This is a genomic window from Nocardioides daeguensis (assembly GCF_019192965.1).
GTDB lineage: Bacteria > Actinomycetota > Actinomycetes > Propionibacteriales > Nocardioidaceae > Nocardioides > Nocardioides daeguensis.
In genome coordinates this window covers 14661-35912 of sequence record NZ_JAHTKU010000001.1, presented here as the reverse complement: position 1 = coordinate 35912, position 21252 = coordinate 14661, and the positions used below count along the sequence as shown (strand labels likewise).

Genomic DNA, 21252 nt, shown 5'->3' with positions numbered 1-21252 from the left:
CGGCCGGGTGCTTCTCTATTCCTGACCGACCGGTCGGGGAGCTTCGGCGCCGGCGGCGAGCCGCTCGCGCCGCCACCCGTTCCAGTGCCAGTGCAGGAACCGGTCGGTGGCGCGGACCAGGTGCTGCGAGCGGATCGACGGGAAGATGTCGAACGCGTGCTGGGCGCCGGGCAGCTCGGCGTAGGTGACCGTCCGCTTGGAGGTCGCGCGCAGTGCCGCGACGAATGCGCGCGCCTGGCCCGGGTCGACCAGGGTGTCCCGGGAGCCGTGGATCACGAAGAAGTCGGGGGCGTCGGCGGTGACCCGCAGCAGCGGGCTGGCCTCCTCGAACACGTCGCGGTCGGCGACCGGCGACTTCTTGAACACGACGGGGGCGAGGAACTTGTCGCGCATCAGCTCCGCGGTGCGCAGCCCGCTCGCGCCGGCGACGTCGTAGACGCCGTAGTAGGGGACCGCCGCCTGAACGGAGGTGTCGGCCGCCTCGAAGCCGGGCTGGAACTCCGGCGCGTTCGGCGTCACCGCCGCCAGCGCGGCGAGGTGGCCGCCCGCGGAGCCGCCGGTGATCGCGACGTACGACGGGTCGCCGCCGTACGCGGCGATGTTGTCCTTGATCCACGCGATCGCGGCCTTCACGTCGACGATCTGGGCCGGCCAAGGGTCGCGCGGGGCGAGCCGGTAGTTGATCGCGACGCAGACCCAGCCCTTGGCGGCCATGTGCTGCATGAGCGGCAGTCCCTGCTGGTCCTTGTTGCCGATCGTCCAGCCGCCGCCGTGCACCTGCAGCAGCACCGGCGCGCCCGCTGCGGGGGTGACCTCGGAGGTGTAGACGTCCAGCAGGCCCCGGCGCCCGTACGGCGCGAACGGGATGTCGCGGTGCACCTCGACGCCGGCGCGGCGGGCCGCCCGCCGGAACGCGAACGGGTTGGCGATCTGTCGCCACGGGGTGGCCAGCTCGGCCGGGGTGGGCTTGGCGTCGAGCTGCTCGACATAGTCCACGCCGAGTCCCTCGGTGAGCGCGTCCTCGGCCTCGGTGACGGCCTGCCGGCTCTGCCGGACCAGGTACGCCAGTCCCGCCCCCGACAGTCCGGCGAGCGCGAGTCCCCGCCAGTCGCGCCGCGACCCGGTCGCGTGGGCGGCCGCGTCGGCGACGGTCAGGCCGAGGACGTGAGGGGCGAGCTCACCGGTCAGCCAGCCTGCGAAGAAGGCCGGGATGCCGGCACGGAAGCCGGGGAGGGGGCGGATGGCGTTGGCGGTCAGCGCGGCGGTGACGACCTGGCGCCGTACGAATCCCATGACCCGAGGATATCGGGCTCGTTGTGAGAAACTGATACCCGTTCTAGTCGGGGTTCGAGGCTGCTGCGCTCGTCCCCGACCACCGAGGAGATTTGCATGGATCGGCTTTCGGGACTGGACGCAAGCTTCCTCTACCTGGAGACGCCCGCCCAGCTGATGCACGTGTGTGCGGTCATGGTGCTCGACCCGGCCACGATGACCACGCCGTACTCGTTCGCCGCGATGCAGCGCGAGATCGAGGCGCGGGTGCGCGACGTGCCCGGCTTCACGCGCAAGGTCCGCGGCGTCCCGCTCGGCCTCGACCACCCGGTGTGGGTGCGCGACAAGGACTTCGACATCGAGCGCCACGTGCACCGCCTGGCCCTGCCGACGCCCGGCGGGTACGCCGAGCTGATGGACCTGTGCGCCCACCTCGCGTCGCTGCCGCTCGACCGCTCCCGCCCGCTGTGGGAGATGTGGGTCATCGAGGGCTACCGCCCCGAGGGCAAGGACGGCGAGGCGGCGGAGGAGAAGGTCGTCGTGTTCGCCAAGATGCACCACGCGACGGTCGACGGCGTCTCCGGCTCCAACCTGATCTCCCACCTGTGCTCGCTCGAGCCGGACTCCGCGCCGCTGGTCCCCGAGAACGCGCCCCACCCGCGCGACCCCGGCCGCGGTGAGCTGCTCGGCCGGGCCGTCATCGGTACGGCGACCCGCCCGGTCACCCTGGTCAAGGTCCTCAAGCCCTCGGCCCAGCTGGTCACCAAGAGCATCGGCCGCGCCCGGCAGGGGACCGCCATGGCGGCGCCGTTCTCCGCGCCGCGCACCTCGTTCAACGGCACCATCACCTCGCACCGCTCGATCGCGATGACCGACCTCGACCTCGAGGAGATCCGCCGGATCAAGAAGGTCACCGGCACCACGGTCAACGACGTGGTGCTCGCGGTCTCGGGCGGCGCGCTGCGGGCCTATCTCGCCGAGCGCGACGAGCTGCCCGAGTCCTCGCTGCTGGCCACGGTCCCCGTGAGCGTGCGTGACAGCTCGCGCCGCTCGACCGGCGCCAACAAGGTCTCCGCGCTGTTCACCAAGCTCGGCACCGACATCGAGGACCCGCTGGAGCGGCTGCGGATGCTCGCCGAGCGCAACCGGCACGCCAAGGAGCACCACAACGCGATCAGCGCCGACGCGCTCCAGGACTGGGCGGAGTTCGCCGCGCCCCGGACCTTCGGCCTCGCGGTGCGCGCCTACGCCAACCTGCGCCTCGCCGAGCGGCACCCGGTGGTGCACAACCTGGTTATCTCCAACGTGCCCGGCCCGCCGATCCCGCTCTACTTCATGGGGGCGCGGATCGATGCGCTCTGCCCGCTCGGTCCCGTCTTCCACGGCGCGGGCCTCAACATCACGGTGATGTCCAACGCGGGACAGATGCACGTCGGCGCGATCGCCTGCCGTGAGTCGATGCCCGACACCGACGCACTGGTGCGCCACTTCCCGGCCGAGCTGGCCCGGCTCACCGCTGCGGTCGATGCCGAGGGAGGTCCCGGCGCCGCGCGTTGACGGTGGCGGCCGCCTCGACGAAGCGTGGCACGAACCTCTCGGCACCGAGCACGCAGCCGGCATGTCCGTCGTCGACCTCGTGCACGGTCGCGCCGGGGATCGCGCGCGCCAGCGCCAACTGGCGGCGGGTCGGGATGACCCGGTCGCGCATCATCGCCACCACGGCGGTGGGGACGTCGATGCGTGAGAGCCACGGCCGCGAGTGGTGCTGGCCGAGGGCGGCGAGCGCCTGACCCACCGCCCACGGGCTGGTCGAGCGGAACTCGCGCAGCGCCCACTCGTGCAGGTCGGAGACCTCGAGGTCGACGCCGCGGGCGGCCGCCCGGGCGGCACGGAGCGCCGTACGGGACCGCGACACGCCGCGTAGCGCGACCATCGTCGAGCCCATGCCGAGGAAGAAGCCCCGCTCGGCGGCGGTGAGCTGGAAGCGGTCGGTGGTCGCGGCGAGCACCAGGCCCTGCACGAGCGAGGGGTGCTGGCGCCAGACCCGCTGGGCGACGATCGAGCCCATGGAGTACCCGCCGACGACCACGTCCTGCAGGTCCAGCACGTCGATCAGCGCGGCGACGTCGTCGGCGCAGTCGACGAGGCTGAACTGCTCGCTGTGGATCCCGCGCCCGTGCCAGCGCTGGTCGAGCGTCACCACACGGAAGCGCCGGGAGAGCGGCTCGATCACGGGGAACCAGGTGAGCAGCCCGGTGGTGCCCAGCGCATGGAGCAGCACGATCGTCGGTGACTCCGGGTGGGGGCCCGGCGTGTCGGTGACGTACGTCGACCCGCCGCGTCCGGGGAGCTCGACCATCCGTCCCGACGGGATCAGGGTCGGCGGCAGCTCCACGCGGCGGCGCGCGACGTCGATCAGTGAGACGGCACCCATGCGGGCAAGACTAGAACACGTTACAGTTTCCCTGTGGATGCAGAGGCGATCAACGCAGTTCGTGCCGTCGTCGGCGAGGTGCTGGAGCGGGACTCCGACGCCCGGGACTGGGCGGCCTGGGCCGGCGCCGGACTGACCTCGCTGCCGGTTCCCGAGGAGCACGGTGGCGAAGGACTCGGTCTCGCCGAGGTCGCCGTCCTGCTCCGCGAGGCAGGCCGGGCGGGCGTCCAGGTGCCGGTGTGGGAGACGCTGTGCTGCGGCGCGCTCACCCTGGCCGACCACGGAACCGACGCCCAGCGCAAGGAGCTGCTGCCCGGCATCGCCGCCGGCGAGCTGGTCCTCACCCCCGCCCTGCGCGGCGAGGCGACGTACGCCGACGGCGTGGTCAGCGGCCGCAAGCTCGCCGTGACCCACGCCGAGCAGGCCGCCCGCATCCTCGTGGTCGCACGAGAGGGGGACCACGAGGTCGTCGTGCTCGTCGATCCCGCCGGCCCCGGTGTCACCCTGCTGCCCGCGAGCGCGTCCAGTGCCGCCCCGCAGCACACCGTCGTGCTCGACGGCGCTCCCGCCGAGCCGCTCGCCGACGGCGCGGCCACCCGGCTGCGCGACCTGGCCCGTGCCGGCCTGGCCGTGACCGCGGCCGGTGTCCTCGCCGGCGCCCGCGACCTGACCGCCGACTACGTCAAGGGCCGTCAGCAGTTCGGTCGCGCGCTCGCGGAGTTCCAGGCCGTGTCGCTGCAGATGGCCGACGTCTACGTCACCTCGCGCACCCTCGACCTGGCCGCCGACAACGCCGTGTGGCGGGTCGCCGAGGGCCTGCCGGCCCACGACGACCTCGCGGTCGCCGGCTACTGGGCGAGCCAGGTGGCGCCGTACGCCTTCCGCACCTGCCACCACCTCCACGGCGGCATGGGCGTCGACATCACCTACCCGCTCGTCGCGTTGACCACCTGGGGGACCGACCTCGCGCACGCGCTCGACACCACGGCCGCGGAGGTTCCCGTCGAGGGCCCCGGCGCGAAGAACCTCGAGCTCACCGACGACCAGCGCGCGCTGAAGGCCCGGCTGCGTGAGTACTTCGGTGGCGTCGCGGCCGAGTTCGACGGGCTCCACGACCCCGACCCCGTGGAGGGCGCGTGGAACCGCCATGGGCCGACCTACGAGCGGATGATCCGCCGCCTCGGCACCGACGGCTGGATGGGCGTCGGCTGGCCGAAGGAGTACGGCGGCCACGGGCTCGGCGAGATCGAGCAGACGATCTTCGCCAACGAGGCCCAGTACGCCGACGTGCACCTGCCGTCGGTCACCCTGCAGACCGTCGGCCCGACCCTGATCCGCTACGGCACGCAGAAGCAGAAGGACCTGTTCCTCGAGCGCATCCTCAAGGGCGACGTCCACTTCGCGATCGGCTACAGCGAGCCCGACGCCGGCACCGACCTCGCGTCGCTGCGCACCACGGCGCGCCGGGACGGCGACCACTACGTGGTCAACGGCCAGAAGATGTGGACCACCGGCGGCCACCAGGCCGACTACCTGTGGCTCGCGGTGCGCACCGATCCCGACGCCCCCAAGCACAAGGGCATCTCGATCCTGATCGTGGACACCAAGGACCCCGGCTACAGCTGGACCCCGATCATCACCGCCGATGGCTCGCACCACGTCAACGCGACGTACTTCAACGACGTCCGGGTCCCCGTCGACATGCTGGTCGGCGAGGAGAACCAGGGCTGGAGGCTGATCACCACCCAGCTCAACCACGAGCGGGTCATGCTCGGCCCCGCCGGCCGCATCGAGGGCCTGCGCGACCGCGTCGTGCGCTGGGCGGAGGCGGCCGGCGTGCTCGACCGCCCCGACGTCCGCGAGGTCCTGGGGAGGGCCACCGCGGTCTTCCGGATCAACGAGCTCCTCAACTGGGAGGTCGCCCGCGCCGCCGCCGCCGGCGAGATCAAGGTGGCGGACGCGTCGTCCTCGAAGGTGTTCGCCTCCGACCAGGTGCAGCACCTGCTCGCCGACCTCGTCTCGCTCGTGCACCGCCACGGTGACGCCGGAGAAACGGAGACCAAGGACTTGCTCGACTACCTCGACGCGCAGGCCAAGCGGAACCTCGTGCTCACCTTCGGTGGCGGGGTCCAGGAGGTGCAGCGCGAGCTGATCTCGATGTTCGGCCTCGGCCTGCCGCGGGTGCCGCGATGAGCGCCGTGAGCTCGTCGAGTAGCGAGCGAGGAACGAGCGAGCGTATCGAGACGCCCCTCGTTCCCGCCGCCGTCCACGAGAAGGTGATGGCCGAGGCGGAGCGGATCAAGGCCTGGGGCGAGGCGGCCGAGCGGGTCGCCCGGGACGAGGTCAACCAGCCGACGATCAACAACTGGCTGGAGGCGATGGGGGTCGACAACCCCCGCTTCAAGGCGGGCGAGGCGCCGCCGTCGATGGCCCAGGTGTGGACCATGTACGGCCTGGGCGGCAAGCCCGCCGACGACGACCCGCTGCACTCGATGATGCGGGCGCTCACCGACGCCGGCTTCACCGCCGTCCTCGGCACCAACTGCGAGCAGTCCTACGACCGCTACCTGAGGGTGGGGGAGCGGGTGCGGGTCACCACCGCGCTCGACTCCGTGGTCGGTCCGAAGGCCACCGGGATGGGTGTCGGCTACTTCGTGACCTCCCGCAACACCTGGTACGTCGGTGAGGAGCGGGTCGCGACCATGCTCTTCCGGGTCCTCAAGTTCATCCCGAAGGGCGCGTCATGAGTGGCCCGGTGCGCCCGGTCGTCAACCGGGACAACGCCTACTTCTTCGAAGGTACGGCGAAGCGCGAGCTGCGCATCCAGAAGTGCAACCAGTGCGGCGTCCTGCGCCACCCGCCCGGCCCGGCCTGCCCGGACTGCGGCGCCTTCGACCGCGGCTTCGTGGTCTCCGCCGGGCAGGGGACCGTGTTCTCCTACGTGGTCCACCACGCCCCGCAGGTGCCCGGCAAGCAGCTCCCGCTGGTCATCGCGCTGCTCGACCTCGACGAAGGCGTGCGGATGGTGGCCGAGATGACCGGTCCCGTCGAGATCGGCGACCGCGCAACCGTCGGCTGGAACGTGGTCGACGACGACCTGACCCTCCCGATCTGGACGAAGGTGGACCGATGACCAGCCCGATCACGGCAGGGGACAAGCTGCCCGAGTGGACGTTGCCGATCACCCCGACCCTCGTGGTCTCGACGGCGATCGCGACCCGCGACTTCCAAGACGTCCACCACGACCGCGACATCGCGCAGGCGGCCGGCTCGAAGGACATCTTCGTCAACATCCTCACCTCGACGGCGCTGTGCGAGCGCTACGTCACCGACTGGGCGGGCCCCGACGTGCAGATCCAGGGCATCGCGATCCGGCTGGGCGCGCCGGCGTACCCCTACGACACGTTCACGTTCACCGGTGAGGTCACCTCTGTCGAGGACGGCGTTGCCACGATCAAGGTGGTCGGCGCGGTCTCGCTCGGCGAGCATGTCATCGGCACCGTGAAGGTGGCGGCATGACCGGGCGCACCCTGTCCGGCAAGGCCGCGATCGCCGGCATCGGCGCCACCGAGTTCTCCAAGGAGTCCGGCCGCTCCGAGCTCCAGCTCTCCGTCGAGGCCGTCCGCCACGCCCTCGCCGACTGCGGCCTCACGCCTGCCGACGTCGACGGTCTGGTCACCTTCACCATGGACACCTCCTCCGAGATCGCGGTGGCGCGAGAGCTCGGCATCCCCGAGCTGCGCTTCTTCAGCCGGATCAACTACGGCGGCGGCGCGGCCTGCGCCACCGTCCAGCAGGCCGCGATGGCCGTCGCCACCGGGGTCGCCGACGTGGTCGTGGCCTACCGCGGCTTCAACGAGCGCTCCGGCGACCGCTTCGGCCAGGTCTCCAGCTGGGCGGCCGCGCAGGTCAACACCAACGGCCTCGACAACGCCTGGACCTACCCGCTCGGCCTGTCCACCCCGGCCGCCACGGTGGCGATGCAGGCCCGCCGCTACATGCACGAGTACGGCGCCACCTCGGCCGACTTCGGCGCCGTCGCCGTCGCCGACCGCAGGCACGCCGCCACCAACCCGGCCGCGTTCTTCTACGGCAAGCCGATCACCCTCGAGGACCACCAGGCCTCCCGGATGATCGCCGACCCGCTGCACCTGCTCGACTGCTGCCAGGAGTCCGACGGCGCGGTCGCGCTGGTCGTCGTCTCCGCGGAGCGGGCGAAGGACCTGGCCCAGCGGCCGGCGTACATCGCGGCCGCCGCGCAGGGCTCGGGGCGCGACCAGTTCGTGATGACGTCCTACTACCGCGACGACATCGGCATCCCCGAGATCGGCGTCGTGGGCCGAGAGCTGTGGAAGCAGTCGGGGCTCACCCCCGCCGACATGCCGATGGCGGTCCTCTACGACCACTTCACGCCGTACGTCCTCATGCAGCTGGAGGAGCTGGGCTTCTGCGGCCGCGGCGAGGCCAAGGACTTCGTGCGGGACGGCGCCATCGAGGTCGGCGGCCGGCTGCCGGTCAACACCCACGGCGGCCAGCTCGGCGAGGCCTACATCCACGGCATGAACGGAGTCGCCGAGGGCGTGCGCCAGATCCGGGGCACCTCGGTCAACCCGGTCGCGGACGCCCACCACGTGCTGGTCACGGCCGGCACCGGAGTGCCGACGAGCGGGCTGATCCTCTCGGCCTGACTCCACCGGTCCGACGGGCGGGCCTCAGCATCCTGCGGTGCCGTGGCCGCCACCGCTGCGAGAGGCAGCGACGAGAAGGTCGGGCGGCGGCCGGGTTCCGCGGTCGGCTTGCGGTCACGAAGACCCGCACCATCCCATCATCGGCGTGGATCGGATGAACCTGGTTGATGCGATCCACGCCGATGACCCGAACCAGACCGAGAGCGGACAGCGCGACGGTGCCCGCCACCCGACTCCCTCGTCGCTGTACCTCGGAAACATCATCGCTACGCGACCGCAGCAGGGGCCTACTCCTCGACCCACACGTTGTCGTGCGCCCGCATGAACGCGTCGTACTCCTCCGGCGTCCACTCCTCGCCCCGGGCCAACCGGTCGAGACCCTCGAAGTAGGGCTCGCGCGGCGCTCCCGGCGCGAAGTGCAGCAACATCGACGCCGGGGCGCCGGACTCGTTGCGGAACCCGTGGATCCCGCCGGGCGGGACGTGGAGGAAGTCGCCCGGGCGTGCCGTCGTCCACCCGTCGCCGGTGTGGATGCGGACCTCGCCGTCGAGGACGTAGAACGACTCGGCCATGCTGCGGTGGAAGTGCGGGCCCGGGCCGCTGACGGCCTCGGAGAACTCCCATCGGTAGAGGCCGAAGAGCCCGCCGGTGGCCTCGCCGCGCGCGAGGTGGTGGACGCGGTTGCCGTTGGGGTAGACGAGGTCGGGGCCTTCGGTTCCGGGGCGGACCCAGGCCGAGACCTCGCCGTCGCCGTCGTAGAGGGGTGGGGGATACGACATGCCGCGACGCTACCGAGGCCTGCCCGGAGGTCCCAGTGTCCGGACCCACGACGCACGGCGTGTCGCGGTGTGCCACCATGGGGTCCAAGAGCTCGCGTGCTCTGGGGTCGGTGAAAATCCGAACCGGCGGTGAAAGTCCGCGACCCGATCGCAGCCAGTGATCGGTTGACCAGGTGGAACTCCTGGACCGACGGTCAAAGTCCGGATGGGAAGTGCACGCACGAGTGTCCGACGGACGCCCCGCAGGGGGCGCCCGCCGTACGCCAGGCAAGCCCCGGAGTCCGCGTCCAGGACGACGAGAGGCGGTGGCCGGTGGCGGAGTTCACCCGTGAATACGACGCGATGCGTCGTGCGCTCGCGCTGGCAGCGACCCCCGGGGTGCCCCTGCACCCCAACCCGCGGGTGGGCTGCGTGCTGCTCGCCCCCGACGGCGCGGTCGTCGGGGAGGGCTACCACCACGGCGCGGGGACCCCGCACGCCGAGGTCGAGGCGCTCGCGGTGGCCGGCGACCGGGCCCGTGGCGCGACCGCGGTGGTGACGCTCGAGCCGTGCAACCACACCGGCCGCACCGGTCCCTGCTCGCAGGCGCTGCTCGCGGCCGGCGTGAGCCGGGTGGTGATCGCGCAACGCGACCCCAACCCGCAGGCGGCGGGCGGCATGGAGACGCTGCGGGAGGCCGGGATCGAGGTCGACGCCGGCCTGCTCGCCGACGAGGCCGCCGAGGTGAACCGGGCCTGGACCTTCGCCCACCGCAACGGCCGGCCGTTCGTCACCTGGAAGTTCGCGAGCACCCTCGACGGCCGCAGCGCCGCCGCCGACGGAACCTCGCGCTGGGTGTCCTCGCCGGCCGCCCGCCGCGACACCCACCTGCTGCGCGGCCTGTGCGACACGATGCTCGTCGGCACCAACACCGTCGCGGTCGACGACCCGCAGCTGACCGTGCGCGGCGATGACGACCAGCCGGTCGGCGAGCAGCCGCTGCGCGTGGTGATGGGGGAGCGCGACCTCCCCGAGGACCGCCGCGTCTTCGACGACGCCGCACCCACCGTGCACCTGCGCACCCAGGACCCCGCCCAGGCGCTGCACACCCTGTACGCCGACCACGACCGCCACCACGTCTTCCTCGAGGGCGGCCCCACCCTGGCCGCCGCCTTCCTGCAGACGGGGCTGGTCGACGAGGTCGTCGCCTACGTCGCCCCGATGCTGCTCGGCTCCGGCCGCCCCGCCGTCGGCGACCTCGGAATCGGCACCATCACCGACGCGTTGCACCTGCGGCTCGTCGACACCACGGTCGTCGGCGAGGGCGCCGACGCCAACGTACGCATGATCATGCGACCCATCCGGGGTCGCGCCGAGGAAGGAACCGCCTGATGTTCACCGGCATCGTCGAGGAGCTCGGCACCGTCACCGCCGTCGAGGACCAGGGGGACGCCATCCGGCTCACCATCGCCTCCGACGTGACGCTGTCCGACGCCGGCCTCGGTGACTCGATCGCGGTCAACGGCTGCTGCCTGACGGTCGCCGAGCGCACCGACACCACCTGGACCGCCGACGTGATGGCCGAGACGCTCGCCAAGACCAGCATCGGCGGCCTGGTCACCGGCGACCGGGTCAACCTCGAGCGCGCGGTCACCGCGGAGAAGCGCCTGGGCGGCCACGTCGTCCAGGGCCACGTCGACGCCGTCGGCGAGGTCGTCGCCCGCACGCCCAGCGAGCACTGGGAGCTGGTCGAGATCAAGATGCCCGACGAACTCGGCCGCTACCTCGTCGACAAGGGCTCGATCACCGTCGACGGCACGTCGCTGACGGTCGTCGAGGCCGGCGAGCACACCTTCACCGTGAGCCTGATCCCCGAGACCCTGGCCCGCACGACGCTCGGCTTCCGCGCCGTCGGCGACCAGGTCAACCTCGAGGTGGACGTCATCGCCAAGCACGTCGAGAAGCTCGTCCGTGCCTACACCAGCGCCCCCGGCGCCAGCAGCAAGGAGAACTGACATGTCGGTGCGACTGGACCCGGTCGAGCGCGCGATCGCCGACATCGCGGCGGGCAGGGCCGTCGTGGTCGTCGACGACGAGGACCGCGAGAACGAGGGCGACATCATCTTCGCCGCCAGCAAGGCGACGCCCGAGCTGATGGCCTTCACGATCCGCTACTCCAGCGGCGTCATCTGCGCCCCGATGCCGGGCGCGATGCTCGACCGGCTCGAGATCCCGCTGATGACCCCCCACAACAAGGACGCCTACCGCACGGCCTACACGATCTCGGTCGATGCCCGCGACGGTGTCAGCACCGGCATCTCGGCCGCCGACCGCGCCCACACCGTGCGGGTGCTCGCCGACTCCGCGACCGAGCCGTGGGAGCTGACCCGGCCGGGGCACGTGTTCCCGCTGCGCTACCGCGAGGGCGGCGTGCTGGTGCGCCGCGGCCACACCGAGGCGGCCGTCGACCTGTGCCGGCTCGCCGGCCTGACCCCGACCGGTGTGCTGGTCGAGGTCGTCAACGACGACGGCACCATGAAGCGTGCCCCGGAGTTGCGCGCGTTCGCCGACGAGCACGGCCTGGCGATGATCTCGATCGAGGACCTGGTCCGCTACCGCCGCCGCGTCGAGACCCACGTCGTGCGCGAGGCCGAGACCAGGTTGCCCACCAGCCACGGCGACTTCACCGCCATCGGCTACACGATCACCGTCGACGGCAGCGAGCACGTCGCGCTCGTCTACGGCGACCCGGCCGCTCTCGCCGAGGGCGGCCCGGTGCTCACCCGGGTGCACTCGGAGTGCCTGACCGGCGACGTCTTCGGCTCCAGCCGCTGCGACTGCGGCCCCCAGCTCAACGAGGCGATGGACCGCATCGTCGCGGAGGGCCGCGGCGTCGTGGTCTACCTGCGCGGCCACGAGGGCCGCGGGATCGGCCTGGTCGCCAAGCTGCAGGCCTACCAGCTGCAGGACGGCGGACGTGACACCGTCGACGCCAACCTCGACCTCGGCCTGCCCGCCGACGCCCGGCACTACGGCGCGGCCACCCAGATCCTCAAGGACCTCGGCGTCTTTGAGGTCCGGCTGCTGACCAACAACCCCGACAAGGTCACCTCGCTCGAGGACTACGGCATCACCGTCAGCGAGCGGGTGCCGCTCACGCCGCACCCCAACGGCCACAACCTGGCCTACCTGCTGACCAAGCGGGACCGGATGGGCCACGACCTGCCCGACCTCGACCTCGACCTCGAAGGAGTCAACTGACATGGCCGGACACGGCGCCCCCGACATCGCCCCCACCGACTGCCACGACCTGCGGGTCGCGGTGGTCGCGGCGAGCTGGCACACCGAGGTCATGGACGGCCTCATCGCCGGCGCCCAGCGGGCCTTCGCCGACCACCTGGTCGAGGCCCCCGTCGTCGTCCGGGTCCCGGGCACCTTCGAGCTGCCCGTCACCGCGGCAGCCCTCGCGCCGTCGTACGACGCCGTGATCGCGCTCGGTGTCGTCATCCGGGGCGGTACGCCGCACTTCGAGTACGTCTGCGGCGCCGCCACCGACGGCCTCACCCGGGTCTCGCTCGACCACCACACCCCGATCGGGTTCGGTGTGCTCACCTGCGACGACGAGTCGCAGGCCCTCGACCGCGCCGGACTCGAGGGATCCCGCGAGGACAAGGGCTACGAGGCGGCCTCGGCGGCCCTGCAGACCGCCGCCACCTTGAAGAAGCTCCGCTCCCGCGGCTACACGGGCTGACCCGCTCGGCCCCGAGGTGAGACCGGCGCCGGGGGGTTCCCGGCCACGCCGTAGGCTGACCTCCCGTGAAGACGTTCGACGAGCTGTTCGCAGAGCTCAGCGAGAAGGCACAGACGCGGCCCGAGGGGTCCGGCACCGTCCGGCAGCTCGACGCCGGCGTCCATGCGATCGGCAAGAAGCTGATCGAGGAGGCCGCTGAGTCCTGGATGGCCGCTGAGCACGAGGGCAAGGACGCCACCGCGCTGGAGATCAGCCAGCTGCTGTACCACGCCCAGGTCCTCATGATCGCGAGCGGACTCTCGCTCGAGGACGTCTACACCCACCTCTGAGGAATCTCTCCCATGCTGAAGATCGCCGTCCCCAACAAGGGCGCCCTGTCCGAGGCTGCCTCGGGCATGCTCCGCGAGGCTGGCTACGCCCAGCGCTCGGACTCCAAGCAGCTCACCAAGATCGACCCCGACAACGAGGTCGAGTTCTTCTACCTGCGCCCGCGCGACATCGCGCTGTACGTCGGCGAGGGCACGCTCGACGCCGGCATCACGGGCCGCGACCTGCTCCTCGACTCGCACTCCACGGCAGCCGAGTCGCTCCAGCTCGGGTTCGGCCGCTCGAAGTTCCGCTTCGCGGCCCGTCCCGGCACCGCCGAGAAGGTCGAGGACCTCGCCGGCATGCGGATCGCGACGTCGTACGACGGCGTGGTCAAGCGCTACCTCGCCGAGCGGGGCATCGAGGCCACGGTCGTGCGCCTCGACGGCGCGGTCGAGACCAGCATCCAGCTCGGCGTGGCCGACGTGATCGCCGACGTCGTCGAGACCGGCTCCACCCTGCGTGCCGCCGGCCTGGAGGTCTTCGGCGAGGTGATCCTCGAGTCCGAGGGCGTCATGATCACCCGCGAGGACGCCGACGAGCGCGCGCTCGAGGTCTTCACCCGGCGCCTGCAGGGCGTCCTGGTGGCCCGGGCGTACGTGATGATGGACTACGACATCCGTGCCGAGAAGGTCGAGCAGGCCATCGCCCTGACCCCCGGCATCGAGAGCCCCACCGTCAGCCCGCTTCATCGAGAGGGCTGGGTCGCCGTCCGCTCGATGGTGCAGCGGGCCAGCGCGCAGCGGGTGATGGACGAGCTGTTCGCCCTCGGCGCTCGGGCGATCCTCACCACCGACATCCACGCCTGCCGGCTCTGATGCCCGATCCCAGCACCGAGCAGCCGCCCGTGCCCGCCCTGCCGCGGACCTGGCGGCCGTTCGGCCCGCGGATGGCCGCCGCGGTCTTCGCGGTGATCCTCGTGGGCGCCTTCGCCTGGCTCTGGGTGAACTTCGACGACGAGACCAAGGCCGCGGTCAACGATCTGGAGAAGGTCACGGTGGTCTTCTTCATCGGACTCGGCCTGGTGCTGCTCAACGGCCTGGCCCGCTCGCGGGTCGTCGCCCGCGAGGACGGCCTCACCGTCGTCAACGGCTACCGCACCCGCCGGCTCACCTGGGCCGAGGTCGGCACCGTCCGGTTCCCGCAGGGCGCCCCGTGGCCGCACCTCGACCAGGGGGAGGACGAGCGGATCTCCCTGCTCGGCATCCACGCCTCCGACGGTGCCCGCGCCGCCACCGCGATCCGGGAGCTGCGCGCGGTGGTGGCCGCCCACCAGCGCTGAGCGAGACCGAGGCCCGCTACACCGCGCGGATGCCCCACGAGGCGGCGTACGACGCCCCGGGCTCCAGCACCACCAGGTCCTCGCCGGAGTTGAACGCGTCCGGCGGAGCGGTCATCGGCTCGACCGCGACGCTCACCCGCGGTGTCGGGGTGTCGTCGCCGGTGTAGAGCTGCAGCCACCGGTGCTGCTCGTCGACCCACAGCGCGACGCCCGTGTCACCGGCGCGCAGCGTCACGCCCGCCCTACCGTCGGCGTCGCGCGCCAGGTCGGTGACAGCGTGGTTGAGCACCGTGTCGCCGAGCGGTGAGGTCACCAGGCCCGCGGCCGACGCCCGCCCGGTCGGCAGCAGCCGCTGCGGATCGACCTCCAGCACCGTCGCCGCGTCCAGCTCGACCGTCCAGGCGTCGCACGGCCCGGGCCCGGCGAGCAGGTAGGGGTGCGCCCCCGACGCGTACGGCGCGGCCGTCGCCGCCAGGTTCGTCGCCGCCTGGGTCACGGTCAGCCCGTCTATGCCCAGCGCATAGGTCGTCGTCAGCGCCAGCGCCCACGGGTAGCCCGTCTGCGCCGGCAGGAAGTACGACAGCTCGACCCGGTCCTCCGCCCGGGACGCCAGGGTCCACGAGGCCCATCGCACCAGCCCGTGCGACGCGTTGCCCCGCTTCGGCTCGGTCAGCGCGAGCTGGTGGGTCGTCCCCCCGAAGTGGTAGCGCCCGTCCCGGATCCGGTTCGGCCACGGCACCAGCAGCTGCCCCCGCCCGCCCGACGGCATCGCGTCCTGCGCGAACCCGTCGACGAGCGCGCGGCCGTCGTAGGTCAGCGAGCGCAGCGCCCCGCTGCCCTGGGTGACGACGGCGCGGTAGCCGTGGGAGGACAGGACGTGCTGTTCGCCGGTCGGTGGGGTCACGGCGCCGAGCCTAGTGAGGAGTCCGCTCAGGTCCGCACGACCAGGTCGGCCCGCTCCCGCGTCCCCTCCCGCGCGTGCAGCGCCTCCTCGTCGGCCAGCCAAGCGTCCCAGTGCGGCCGCATCTGCTCGCCGTCCCGGGCAAGCCACCGCGCGAGCCGGACGTCGAGGTCGGCCTCCACCCACACCGCGAACGTCACCAGGTCGGCGTACGACGCCGCGGCGCTGCCGACGCCCTCGAGCACGAGCAGCGGCCCGGGCGCGACCGTGGACGTGCCGTCCCAGCGCTCGGCGTACCAGTCCCAGCGCCGCCACTGTCCGGGCCGCCCGGCGGCGAGCGGCCGCAGCAGCGCCTCGACGGACGCGCCGAGACCGGGCAGGCCGCGCCAGCCCTCGAGCATCTCGTCGGTGCCGAGCACGACGGCCTCGGGCGCGAGCGCGGCCAGCGCGCGGGCGAGAGTGGTCTTGCCCGAGCCGGCGAGCCCGTCGACGCAGATCAGCCGACCCGCCCCCAGCGTCGGCGGCCGGGAGAGCGCCGCGGCGAGGACCTGTGCGGGGAGCTCAGAAGGCGAGGCCGTGTCCACGGTAGGTCGGGACCTCCTCGACGAACCGCTCGCCCTGCAGGAGCAGCACGCTGCGACCGTGCTCGAACGGCTCGCCCGACTTGGCGTGCCGGAACCACACCAGGTCGCCGATCGCGAGGGATCCGGCGTTGGTGCCGACGAGCGGGGTCTGCACCTCGCCCGCACCCTCGAGCCCGGTCAGGCTGAGCCCGGCCGGCGCCCATGGCGTCGGCGCCCGGTCCGCCCCGGTGGGGCCGGACGCGATCAGCCCACCGCCGTGCACGGTCGCGACGTCGGCCGCCGGGCGCCGGGTCACGGGCAGGCCGAAGAACGCCGCCGGGGTGGGGGAGAAGGACCGGTAGTGGTCGAACAGCGTCGGGGCCAGCAGGCCCGAGCCCGCGGTCACCTCCGTCACGACCGGATCGGCGGCCGAGGACTCGATGGAGCCGGAGCCGCCGGCGTTCCAGAACTCGAGGCCCGTGAAGTCGCCGTACCCCCGCAGCGCGTCGAGCGCCTCCCCGATCGCCGTACGACGGACCTCGAGCTGGGCCACCGAGAGCTGCTTGAGCCTTCGCACGACCGCCGACCGCGCGCGCTGGTGCGGCACCGCGTCGGGTACGCCGGCCACCTGCCCCTCGTAGGTCATCACGCCGACCAGGTGGAAGCCGGGCCGGTCGACGACGGTCCGGGCGAGCGAGGTCACCGTGCCGACGTCGTAGAGCGGTGAGCGCTTGGGGCCGACCATCTGTCCGGCCCAGCGCAGCCCGGCGTCGACGTCGAGCGCGACCCGGACCGGGACGGCCGTCGAGGCCCGCAGGCTGTCGACGAGGTCGAGGTGGGCGACGTCGTCGACCATGATCGTGATCCGCGACGCGGCGCGCGGCGAGGCGACCAGCGCGGCGAGCGCGGCCCGGTCGACGCTCGGGTAGGCGACCACGACGTCGTCACTGAGGTCCTGCTCGGCCAGCCACAGCGCCTCCGCGAGCGTGTAGGCCAGCACCCCGGCGAAGCCGTCGGCCGCCAGCGCGCGGCTCACCAGCGCCGGCACCCGGATCGACTTCGACGCGACCCGGATCGGCTTCGTCGCGGCCCGGCGGGCCAGGTCGGTCGCATTGGCGTCGAACGCGTCGACGTCGACGACGAGCACCGGGGTGGACAGGGGCTCGGGCCAGGCAGCCACGGCCTCCCGCAGGCGCGCGGCCAGCTGGTTGCGCGCGATCGACGACGACGCGGAGGGGTGGTGCTGCATCCGGTCATCGTTCCACGGGTGGGATGATCCTTCGGTGACCGCATCGCCGAACGAGCGTCCCGACGCCCGCCGCCTCCAGGGCTCGGAGTACGTCGACGACGACGGCTCCGCGGACGCGGCGCTGGCCGCCGCCCTGAGCGCGTACGACGCCGGCTCGGCGTCGTACCCCGAGGTGCTCGCGGTGCTCGCCCCCGCCCGGCTGCTGGTGCCCGTCGTCGCGATCCTCGGCGAGGCCGAGATCGGCGAGGACGGCCTGGCCCGCGACAAGTCGAGCGACATGGCTGCCGTCCTGCTCACCGGTGCCGACGGCCGGCTCGCCCTGCTCGCGTTCACCGACCTCGCGTCGCTGGCCGCCTGGGACCCGCAGGCCCGCCCGGTCCCCGTCGCGGCCCACCTGGCCGCCGCCACCGCCGTCCAGGAGGGCGCCCACGCCCTCGTGGTCGACGTCGCCGGACCGCACACCTTCGTCCTCGCCGACGACGACCTCCACCGGGTCGCCGCCCGCTGGACCCCCGTCCGGCTCGAGGACGGCGACTGGGCCTGGCTCGGCGCCGCCGACGACCAGGATTAGGCCGCCACGGAACAAACGCGATAGCATCGGGCGTTGACCGATCCGTCATGCCTGCGCAAGCAGGTGGTGACAGATCCACAAGCGGGGACCAGCACCATCGTCTCCCACCCAGGCGGCCGCGAGGTCGTCGGGTCCGGTCCGTGAAAAGCCCTGCCGGCTGCGTCGTGCGACGAAGCCGGAGCCCCAGGGCCCGTGACTGGCTTCCGCTTGTACCAGCGGGAGCCTCTTCTCATTTGCAGGGCTTGAAGACCTCCCGACACACCGAGTTTGGAGGACACATCAGCACCGAGCTGCGCATCAACGACCGGATCCGGGTTCCCGAGGTCCGTCTCGTGGGACCCAACGGCGAGACCGTCGGCATCGTCCCCACCGACCAGGCCCTCAAGCTCGCGCAGGAGGCCGACCTGGACCTGGTGGAGATCGCGCCGATGGGCAAGCCCCCTGTCTGCAAGCTCATGGACTACGGGAAGTTCAAGTACGAGAACGCCCAGAAGGCCCGTGAGGCGCGACGGAACCAGACCAACGTCATCATCAAGGAGATGAAGCTCCGGCCGAAGATCGACGCGCACGACTACGAGACCAAGAAGGGTCACGTCGTTCGCTTCCTCAAGGCCGGCGACAAGGTCAAGATCACGATCATGTTCCGCGGCCGCGAGCAGCACCGCCCCGAGCTGGGCTACCGGCTGCTGCAGAAGCTGGCCGAGGACGTCCAGGAGCTGGGCTTCGTGGAGTCCAACCCCAAGCAGGACGGCCGCAACATGACGATGGTCATCGGCCCGCACAAGAAGAAGGCCGAGGCCAAGGCCGAGGTGAAGGCCGCCAAGGAAGAGCGTCGCGCCGAGCGCGAGGCGGAGGCGGCAGCCGACGCCGCGGCCCAGGCCGAGCGGGTCGCTCAGAAGCCGGCCGCCCAGAAGAAGGAGCGGGGTCGCTCCGAGAACCTCGACCCCGAGATCGACGCCTGAGACCTCGAAATAGGAGTTGAAAATGCCGAAGAACAAGACGCACTCCGGTGCCAGCAAGCGGTTCAAGGTCACGGGCAGCGGCAAGATCCTGCGGGAGAAGGCCGGCAAGCGCCACAACCTCGAGAAGAAGGCCTCCAAGGTCACCCGTCGCCTCACCGGCACGGTCGAGGTCGCCAAGAACGACGTCCCGCGCGCGAAGAAGATGCTCGGTCTCTGACCGGCCGTCCTCCGCCCCTGAACTAAGCAACAAGGAGTAAGAAGATGGCACGCGTCAAGCGCGCAGTGAACGCGGCGAAGAAGCGTCGTACCACCCTGGACCGGGCGAGCGGCTACCGCGGCCAGCGTTCGCGGCTGTACCGCAAGGCCAAGGAGCAGGTCACCCACTCCCTGGTCTACAGCTACAACGACCGGAAGAAGAACAAGGGCAACTTCCGTCGCCTGTGGATCCAGCGCATCAACGCGGCTGCCCGCGCCGAGGGTCTGACCTACAACCGCTTCATCCAGGGCCTGAACCTGGCCGGCATCGAGGTCGACCGCAAGATCCTCGCCGACCTCGCCGTCAACGACGCGCCCGCCTTCGCGGCGCTCGTGGCGCAGGCCAAGGCCGCGCTGCCCGAGGACGTCAACGCGCCCAAGGTCTCTGCCTGAGCATGACTCCTCTGACCGCGGGCAACACTCGCGTCAAGGAAGCACGCAAGCTGCACCGCCGCTCGGTTCGTTCCGAGCGGCGGTGTTTCCTTGCCGACGGCCCGAAGGCCGTCGAGGGCGCCCTCGCGGTGCCCGGCTGCGTCGTCGAGGTCTTCGCGACGCCCACCGCCGCCGCCGAGCACGCCGAGCTGCTCGGCGCCATGCCCCTGACCCTGGTCGACGACCGCGCGATGAGCGGTCTCAGCGACAGCGTCAACCCGGCCGGCCTCGTGGCCGTGTGCCGGTTCCTCCGTGGTGAGCTGCCGCCGAGGCCGCGGCTGCTGTCGATCTGCGCCGACGTGCGCGACCCCGGCAACGCCGGCACCGTGATCCGCACCAGCGACGCCGCCGGCGCGAGCGCCGTGGTCCTTGCCGGCGACTCGGTCGACCCCTACAACCCGAAGACGGTCCGGGCCACCGTCGGCAGCCTGTTCCACCTGCCGGTGGTCGTCGAGCGGGACCCCGCGTCCGCCGTACGCCGGGCCCAGGAGGCCGGTCTCACGGTCCTGGCCGCCGACGGCGGCGGGGAGGTCGACCTGTTCGAGGCCGACGAGCTCCTCACGCGACCCACTGCCTGGCTGTTCGGCAACGAGGCCTGGGGCCTGCCCGAGGAGCTCGCGGCGCTGGCCGACCACCGGGTGCGGATCCCGATCCTCGGCGCAGCCGAGTCGCTCAACCTCGCCACGGCCGCTGCGGTCTGTCTCTACGCCAGCACGCGCGCCATGATGGCGCAGTGACCGACCCCCTCGACCTGCTCCCGGACGGCGTCGTCGTCGCCGACGCCGACGGCCGGGTCAGCGCCGTCAACGCCGCCGCGGCCGCGATGCTCGGCACCGCCCCGGCCGATGCCGTCGGGCGTCCGCTCGGCGAGGTGCTCGCCCTCACCGACCACGACGCCCGGACCTGGACCGACGCCAACGTGCCGTACCGCGGGCTGTCCACCCGCAGCGGCGTCCCCGAGCAGTCCTGGCTGCTGCCCGACGGCACCGAGGTGCTGGTTGCCGCGCGCGTGCACCGCGAGGTCCGCAACGGGCCGGTCACCGCGGTCGCCGTCGCCCTGCGCTCGGGACGCGGCCGGGCCCGGCTCGACCGCGACCGCTCCGACCTGGTCGCCACCCTCGCCCACGAGCTGCGCTCGCCGCTGACCGGTGTCAAGGGCTTCGTCCAGGCGCTCCTCAACCGGTGGGACAAGCTCAGCGACGAGCAGAAGCAGCTCATGCTGACCACCGCGAGCGCCGACGCCGACCGGCTCAGTCGGCTGATCACCGAGCTGCTCGACGTCGCCCGGATCGACACCGGCCGGCTGCAGCTGCACCGCCGGCCCACCGATCTGAGCCGCAAGGCCGAGCTGGTCCACCGCTCGATCACGGTCGTCACGTCCACGCCGGTCGAGCTCGAGGTCGAGCCCGACCTGCCGCCGGTCGACGCCGATCCCGACAAGGTGATGCAGGTCCTCACCAACGTCGTCGAGAACGCCGTGCGCCACGGCAACGGCACGGTTCGCGTCCACGTCGGGCGCTGGCGCGAGGACGACGACCACCTCGCCGTCACCGTCACCGACGAGGGCGCCGGCATCGCGCCCGAGCTGCGCCAGCGCATCTTCACGAAGTTCTGGACCGAAGGCACCGGCGGCGGCTCCGGGCTCGGCCTCTACATCGTCCGCGGCCTGGTCCGGGCCCACGGCGGCACCATCGTGGTCGACGACCGTCCGGGCGGGGGCGCGCGGATCGTCACGACCTGGCCGGTCGCGCGGACCGTGGCAGCATGA

25 protein-coding genes and 1 riboswitch are annotated in these 21252 nt (G+C 72.2%); of the genes, 19 read left to right on the top strand and 6 right to left on the bottom strand.

Annotated elements, in window-relative coordinates:
* Nucleotides 1–15: 15 nt before the first annotated feature.
* A complete protein-coding gene (locus KU893_RS00190) occupies nt 16–1293 on the bottom strand; it encodes an alpha/beta hydrolase (protein WP_218232291.1) in 1278 nt (425 codons plus the stop codon).
* Nucleotides 1294–1389: 96 nt separating this feature from the next.
* Between KU893_RS00190 and KU893_RS00185 the strand changes: the two genes are divergently transcribed.
* Nucleotides 1390–2829, top strand: a complete 1440-nt coding sequence (locus tag KU893_RS00185) for a WS/DGAT/MGAT family O-acyltransferase (RefSeq protein ID WP_218232290.1) — start codon at nt 1390–1392, stop codon at nt 2827–2829.
* Here KU893_RS00185 and KU893_RS00180 read toward each other — a convergent pair.
* Nucleotides 2783–3706: an alpha/beta fold hydrolase gene (locus tag KU893_RS00180; protein ID WP_218232289.1), complete on the bottom strand. Its 924-nt coding sequence runs from the start codon at nt 3704–3706 to the stop codon at nt 2783–2785. The two genes, KU893_RS00185 and KU893_RS00180, sit on opposite strands and share 47 nt — an antisense overlap.
* Before the next feature lie 33 nt (nt 3707–3739).
* On the opposite strand from KU893_RS00180, the gene KU893_RS00175 reads away from it, so the two are divergent.
* The 5 genes from KU893_RS00175 to KU893_RS00155 are packed head-to-tail and all read left to right on the top strand — an operon-like array spanning nt 3740 to nt 8394.
* Nucleotides 3740–5899 carry an acyl-CoA dehydrogenase family protein gene (locus KU893_RS00175; protein ID WP_218232288.1) on the top strand — a complete coding sequence of 720 codons (2160 nt, stop codon included), beginning with the start codon at nt 3740–3742 and terminating at the stop codon, nt 5897–5899.
* A complete protein-coding gene (locus tag KU893_RS00170) occupies nt 5896–6453 on the top strand; it encodes an FAS1-like dehydratase domain-containing protein (RefSeq protein ID WP_218232287.1) in 558 nt (185 codons plus the stop codon). The genes KU893_RS00175 and KU893_RS00170 overlap by 4 nt, the downstream gene beginning before the upstream one ends.
* The gene (locus KU893_RS00165) at nt 6450–6839 is read left to right on the top strand and encodes a Zn-ribbon domain-containing OB-fold protein (RefSeq protein ID WP_218232286.1); all 390 of its coding nucleotides are present in this window, start codon (nt 6450–6452) and stop codon (nt 6837–6839) included. Before KU893_RS00170 ends, KU893_RS00165 begins: the two co-directional genes overlap by 4 nt.
* Nucleotides 6836–7225: a MaoC family dehydratase gene (locus tag KU893_RS00160; protein ID WP_218232285.1), complete on the top strand. Its 390-nt coding sequence runs from the start codon at nt 6836–6838 to the stop codon at nt 7223–7225. Before KU893_RS00165 ends, KU893_RS00160 begins: the two co-directional genes overlap by 4 nt.
* Nucleotides 7222–8394: a lipid-transfer protein gene (locus tag KU893_RS00155; protein ID WP_218232284.1), complete on the top strand. Its 1173-nt coding sequence runs from the start codon at nt 7222–7224 to the stop codon at nt 8392–8394. The genes KU893_RS00160 and KU893_RS00155 overlap by 4 nt, the downstream gene beginning before the upstream one ends.
* 287 nt (nt 8395–8681) lie before the next feature.
* Here the strand turns inward: KU893_RS00155 and KU893_RS00150 are convergent, their stop codons facing one another.
* Nucleotides 8682–9173, bottom strand: coding sequence for a cupin domain-containing protein (locus KU893_RS00150; protein ID WP_218232283.1), 492 nt, complete (start codon nt 9171–9173; stop codon nt 8682–8684).
* 92 nt (nt 9174–9265) lie between these two features.
* A riboswitch (FMN riboswitch) is annotated at nt 9266–9395 on the top strand.
* A 120-nt stretch (nt 9396–9515) separates the two neighbouring features.
* Between KU893_RS00150 and ribD the strand changes: the two genes are divergently transcribed.
* From ribD to KU893_RS00115, 7 genes are all read left to right on the top strand, one after another.
* A complete protein-coding gene (ribD, locus tag KU893_RS00145; protein WP_218232457.1) occupies nt 9516–10544 on the top strand; it encodes a bifunctional diaminohydroxyphosphoribosylaminopyrimidine deaminase/5-amino-6-(5-phosphoribosylamino)uracil reductase RibD in 1029 nt (342 codons plus the stop codon).
* Entirely contained in the window at nt 10544–11167 is a 624-nt protein-coding gene (locus KU893_RS00140) for a riboflavin synthase (protein WP_218232282.1), read from the top strand. The genes ribD and KU893_RS00140 overlap by 1 nt, the downstream gene beginning before the upstream one ends.
* 1 nt (nt 11168) lies before the next feature.
* A complete protein-coding gene (locus tag KU893_RS00135; RefSeq protein WP_218232281.1) occupies nt 11169–12413 on the top strand; it encodes a bifunctional 3,4-dihydroxy-2-butanone-4-phosphate synthase/GTP cyclohydrolase II in 1245 nt (414 codons plus the stop codon).
* Nucleotide 12414: 1 nt separating this feature from the next.
* Nucleotides 12415–12903, top strand: coding sequence for a 6,7-dimethyl-8-ribityllumazine synthase (gene ribH / locus KU893_RS00130; protein WP_218232280.1), 489 nt, complete (start codon nt 12415–12417; stop codon nt 12901–12903).
* 65 nt (nt 12904–12968) lie between these two features.
* Nucleotides 12969–13232: a phosphoribosyl-ATP diphosphatase gene (locus tag KU893_RS00125; protein WP_218232279.1), complete on the top strand. Its 264-nt coding sequence runs from the start codon at nt 12969–12971 to the stop codon at nt 13230–13232.
* A gap of 12 nt (nt 13233–13244) precedes the next feature.
* Nucleotides 13245–14087, top strand: coding sequence for an ATP phosphoribosyltransferase (gene hisG / locus KU893_RS00120; protein ID WP_218232278.1), 843 nt, complete (start codon nt 13245–13247; stop codon nt 14085–14087).
* On the top strand, nt 14087–14551 hold the full coding sequence (locus KU893_RS00115) for a PH domain-containing protein (RefSeq protein ID WP_218232277.1): 465 nt from the start codon (nt 14087–14089) through the stop codon (nt 14549–14551). The genes hisG and KU893_RS00115 overlap by 1 nt, the downstream gene beginning before the upstream one ends.
* Nucleotides 14552–14567: 16 nt before the next feature.
* On the opposite strand, the gene KU893_RS00110 is transcribed toward KU893_RS00115, so the two are convergent.
* The 3 genes from KU893_RS00110 to KU893_RS00100 are packed head-to-tail and all read right to left on the bottom strand — an operon-like array spanning nt 14568 to nt 17264.
* The gene (locus KU893_RS00110) at nt 14568–15455 is read right to left on the bottom strand and encodes an aldose 1-epimerase family protein (RefSeq protein WP_218232276.1); all 888 of its coding nucleotides are present in this window, start codon (nt 15453–15455) and stop codon (nt 14568–14570) included.
* A 26-nt stretch (nt 15456–15481) separates the two neighbouring features.
* Nucleotides 15482–16036, bottom strand: coding sequence for a uridine kinase family protein (locus tag KU893_RS00105; protein ID WP_218232275.1), 555 nt, complete (start codon nt 16034–16036; stop codon nt 15482–15484).
* Entirely contained in the window at nt 16014–17264 is a 1251-nt protein-coding gene (locus KU893_RS00100; protein ID WP_218232274.1) for an amino acid deaminase/aldolase, read from the bottom strand. The genes KU893_RS00105 and KU893_RS00100 overlap by 23 nt, the downstream gene beginning before the upstream one ends.
* A gap of 34 nt (nt 17265–17298) precedes the next feature.
* On the opposite strand from KU893_RS00100, the gene KU893_RS00095 reads away from it, so the two are divergent.
* The 6 genes from KU893_RS00095 (at nt 17299) to KU893_RS00070 (ending at nt 21252) form a co-directional block, all read left to right on the top strand.
* Nucleotides 17299–17835 (top strand): SseB family protein, encoded by a 537-nt coding sequence (locus KU893_RS00095; protein WP_218232273.1) that lies wholly within the window; start codon nt 17299–17301, stop codon nt 17833–17835.
* A 242-nt stretch (nt 17836–18077) separates the two neighbouring features.
* Nucleotides 18078–18797: a translation initiation factor IF-3 gene (gene infC / locus KU893_RS00090; protein WP_218232272.1), complete on the top strand. Its 720-nt coding sequence runs from the start codon at nt 18078–18080 to the stop codon at nt 18795–18797.
* 22 nt (nt 18798–18819) lie between these two features.
* Nucleotides 18820–19014, top strand: a complete 195-nt coding sequence (rpmI, locus tag KU893_RS00085; RefSeq protein WP_028654205.1) for a 50S ribosomal protein L35 — start codon at nt 18820–18822, stop codon at nt 19012–19014.
* A 44-nt stretch (nt 19015–19058) separates the two neighbouring features.
* Nucleotides 19059–19445, top strand: coding sequence for a 50S ribosomal protein L20 (gene rplT / locus KU893_RS00080; protein ID WP_141798554.1), 387 nt, complete (start codon nt 19059–19061; stop codon nt 19443–19445).
* A 2-nt stretch (nt 19446–19447) separates the two neighbouring features.
* Nucleotides 19448–20221 (top strand): TrmH family RNA methyltransferase, encoded by a 774-nt coding sequence (locus tag KU893_RS00075; RefSeq protein WP_218232271.1) that lies wholly within the window; start codon nt 19448–19450, stop codon nt 20219–20221.
* Complete coding sequence (locus KU893_RS00070) at nt 20218–21252, top strand: sensor histidine kinase (protein ID WP_257440704.1); 1035 nt, start codon at nt 20218–20220, stop codon at nt 21250–21252. The genes KU893_RS00075 and KU893_RS00070 overlap by 4 nt, the downstream gene beginning before the upstream one ends.

Bases quoted from the DNA above. Each gene is read 5' to 3' on its own strand.
- ribD (WP_218232457.1), top strand. From the start codon at position 9,516: ATGCGTCGTGCGCTCGCGCTGGCAGCGACCCCCGGGGTGCCCCTGCAC.
- rplT (WP_141798554.1), top strand. From the start codon at position 19,059: ATGGCACGCGTCAAGCGCGCAGTGAACGCGGCGAAGAAGCGTCGTACC.
- KU893_RS00075 (WP_218232271.1), top strand. From the start codon at position 19,448: ATGACTCCTCTGACCGCGGGCAACACTCGCGTCAAGGAAGCACGCAAG.
- KU893_RS00115 (WP_218232277.1), top strand. From the start codon at position 14,087: ATGCCCGATCCCAGCACCGAGCAGCCGCCCGTGCCCGCCCTGCCGCGG.
- KU893_RS00165 (WP_218232286.1), top strand. From the start codon at position 6,450: ATGAGTGGCCCGGTGCGCCCGGTCGTCAACCGGGACAACGCCTACTTC.
- KU893_RS00150 (WP_218232283.1), bottom strand. From the start codon at position 9,173: ATGTCGTATCCCCCACCCCTCTACGACGGCGACGGCGAGGTCTCGGCC.
- KU893_RS00170 (WP_218232287.1), top strand. From the start codon at position 5,896: ATGAGCGCCGTGAGCTCGTCGAGTAGCGAGCGAGGAACGAGCGAGCGT.
- KU893_RS00140 (WP_218232282.1), top strand. From the start codon at position 10,544: ATGTTCACCGGCATCGTCGAGGAGCTCGGCACCGTCACCGCCGTCGAG.
- KU893_RS00190 (WP_218232291.1), bottom strand. From the start codon at position 1,293: ATGGGATTCGTACGGCGCCAGGTCGTCACCGCCGCGCTGACCGCCAAC.
- KU893_RS00100 (WP_218232274.1), bottom strand. From the start codon at position 17,264: ATGCAGCACCACCCCTCCGCGTCGTCGTCGATCGCGCGCAACCAGCTG.
- KU893_RS00135 (WP_218232281.1), top strand. From the start codon at position 11,169: ATGTCGGTGCGACTGGACCCGGTCGAGCGCGCGATCGCCGACATCGCG.
- rpmI (WP_028654205.1), top strand. From the start codon at position 18,820: ATGCCGAAGAACAAGACGCACTCCGGTGCCAGCAAGCGGTTCAAGGTC.
- ribH (WP_218232280.1), top strand. From the start codon at position 12,415: ATGGCCGGACACGGCGCCCCCGACATCGCCCCCACCGACTGCCACGAC.
- KU893_RS00180 (WP_218232289.1), bottom strand. From the start codon at position 3,706: ATGGGTGCCGTCTCACTGATCGACGTCGCGCGCCGCCGCGTGGAGCTG.
- KU893_RS00155 (WP_218232284.1), top strand. From the start codon at position 7,222: ATGACCGGGCGCACCCTGTCCGGCAAGGCCGCGATCGCCGGCATCGGC.
- KU893_RS00160 (WP_218232285.1), top strand. From the start codon at position 6,836: ATGACCAGCCCGATCACGGCAGGGGACAAGCTGCCCGAGTGGACGTTG.
- hisG (WP_218232278.1), top strand. From the start codon at position 13,245: ATGCTGAAGATCGCCGTCCCCAACAAGGGCGCCCTGTCCGAGGCTGCC.
- KU893_RS00185 (WP_218232290.1), top strand. From the start codon at position 1,390: ATGGATCGGCTTTCGGGACTGGACGCAAGCTTCCTCTACCTGGAGACG.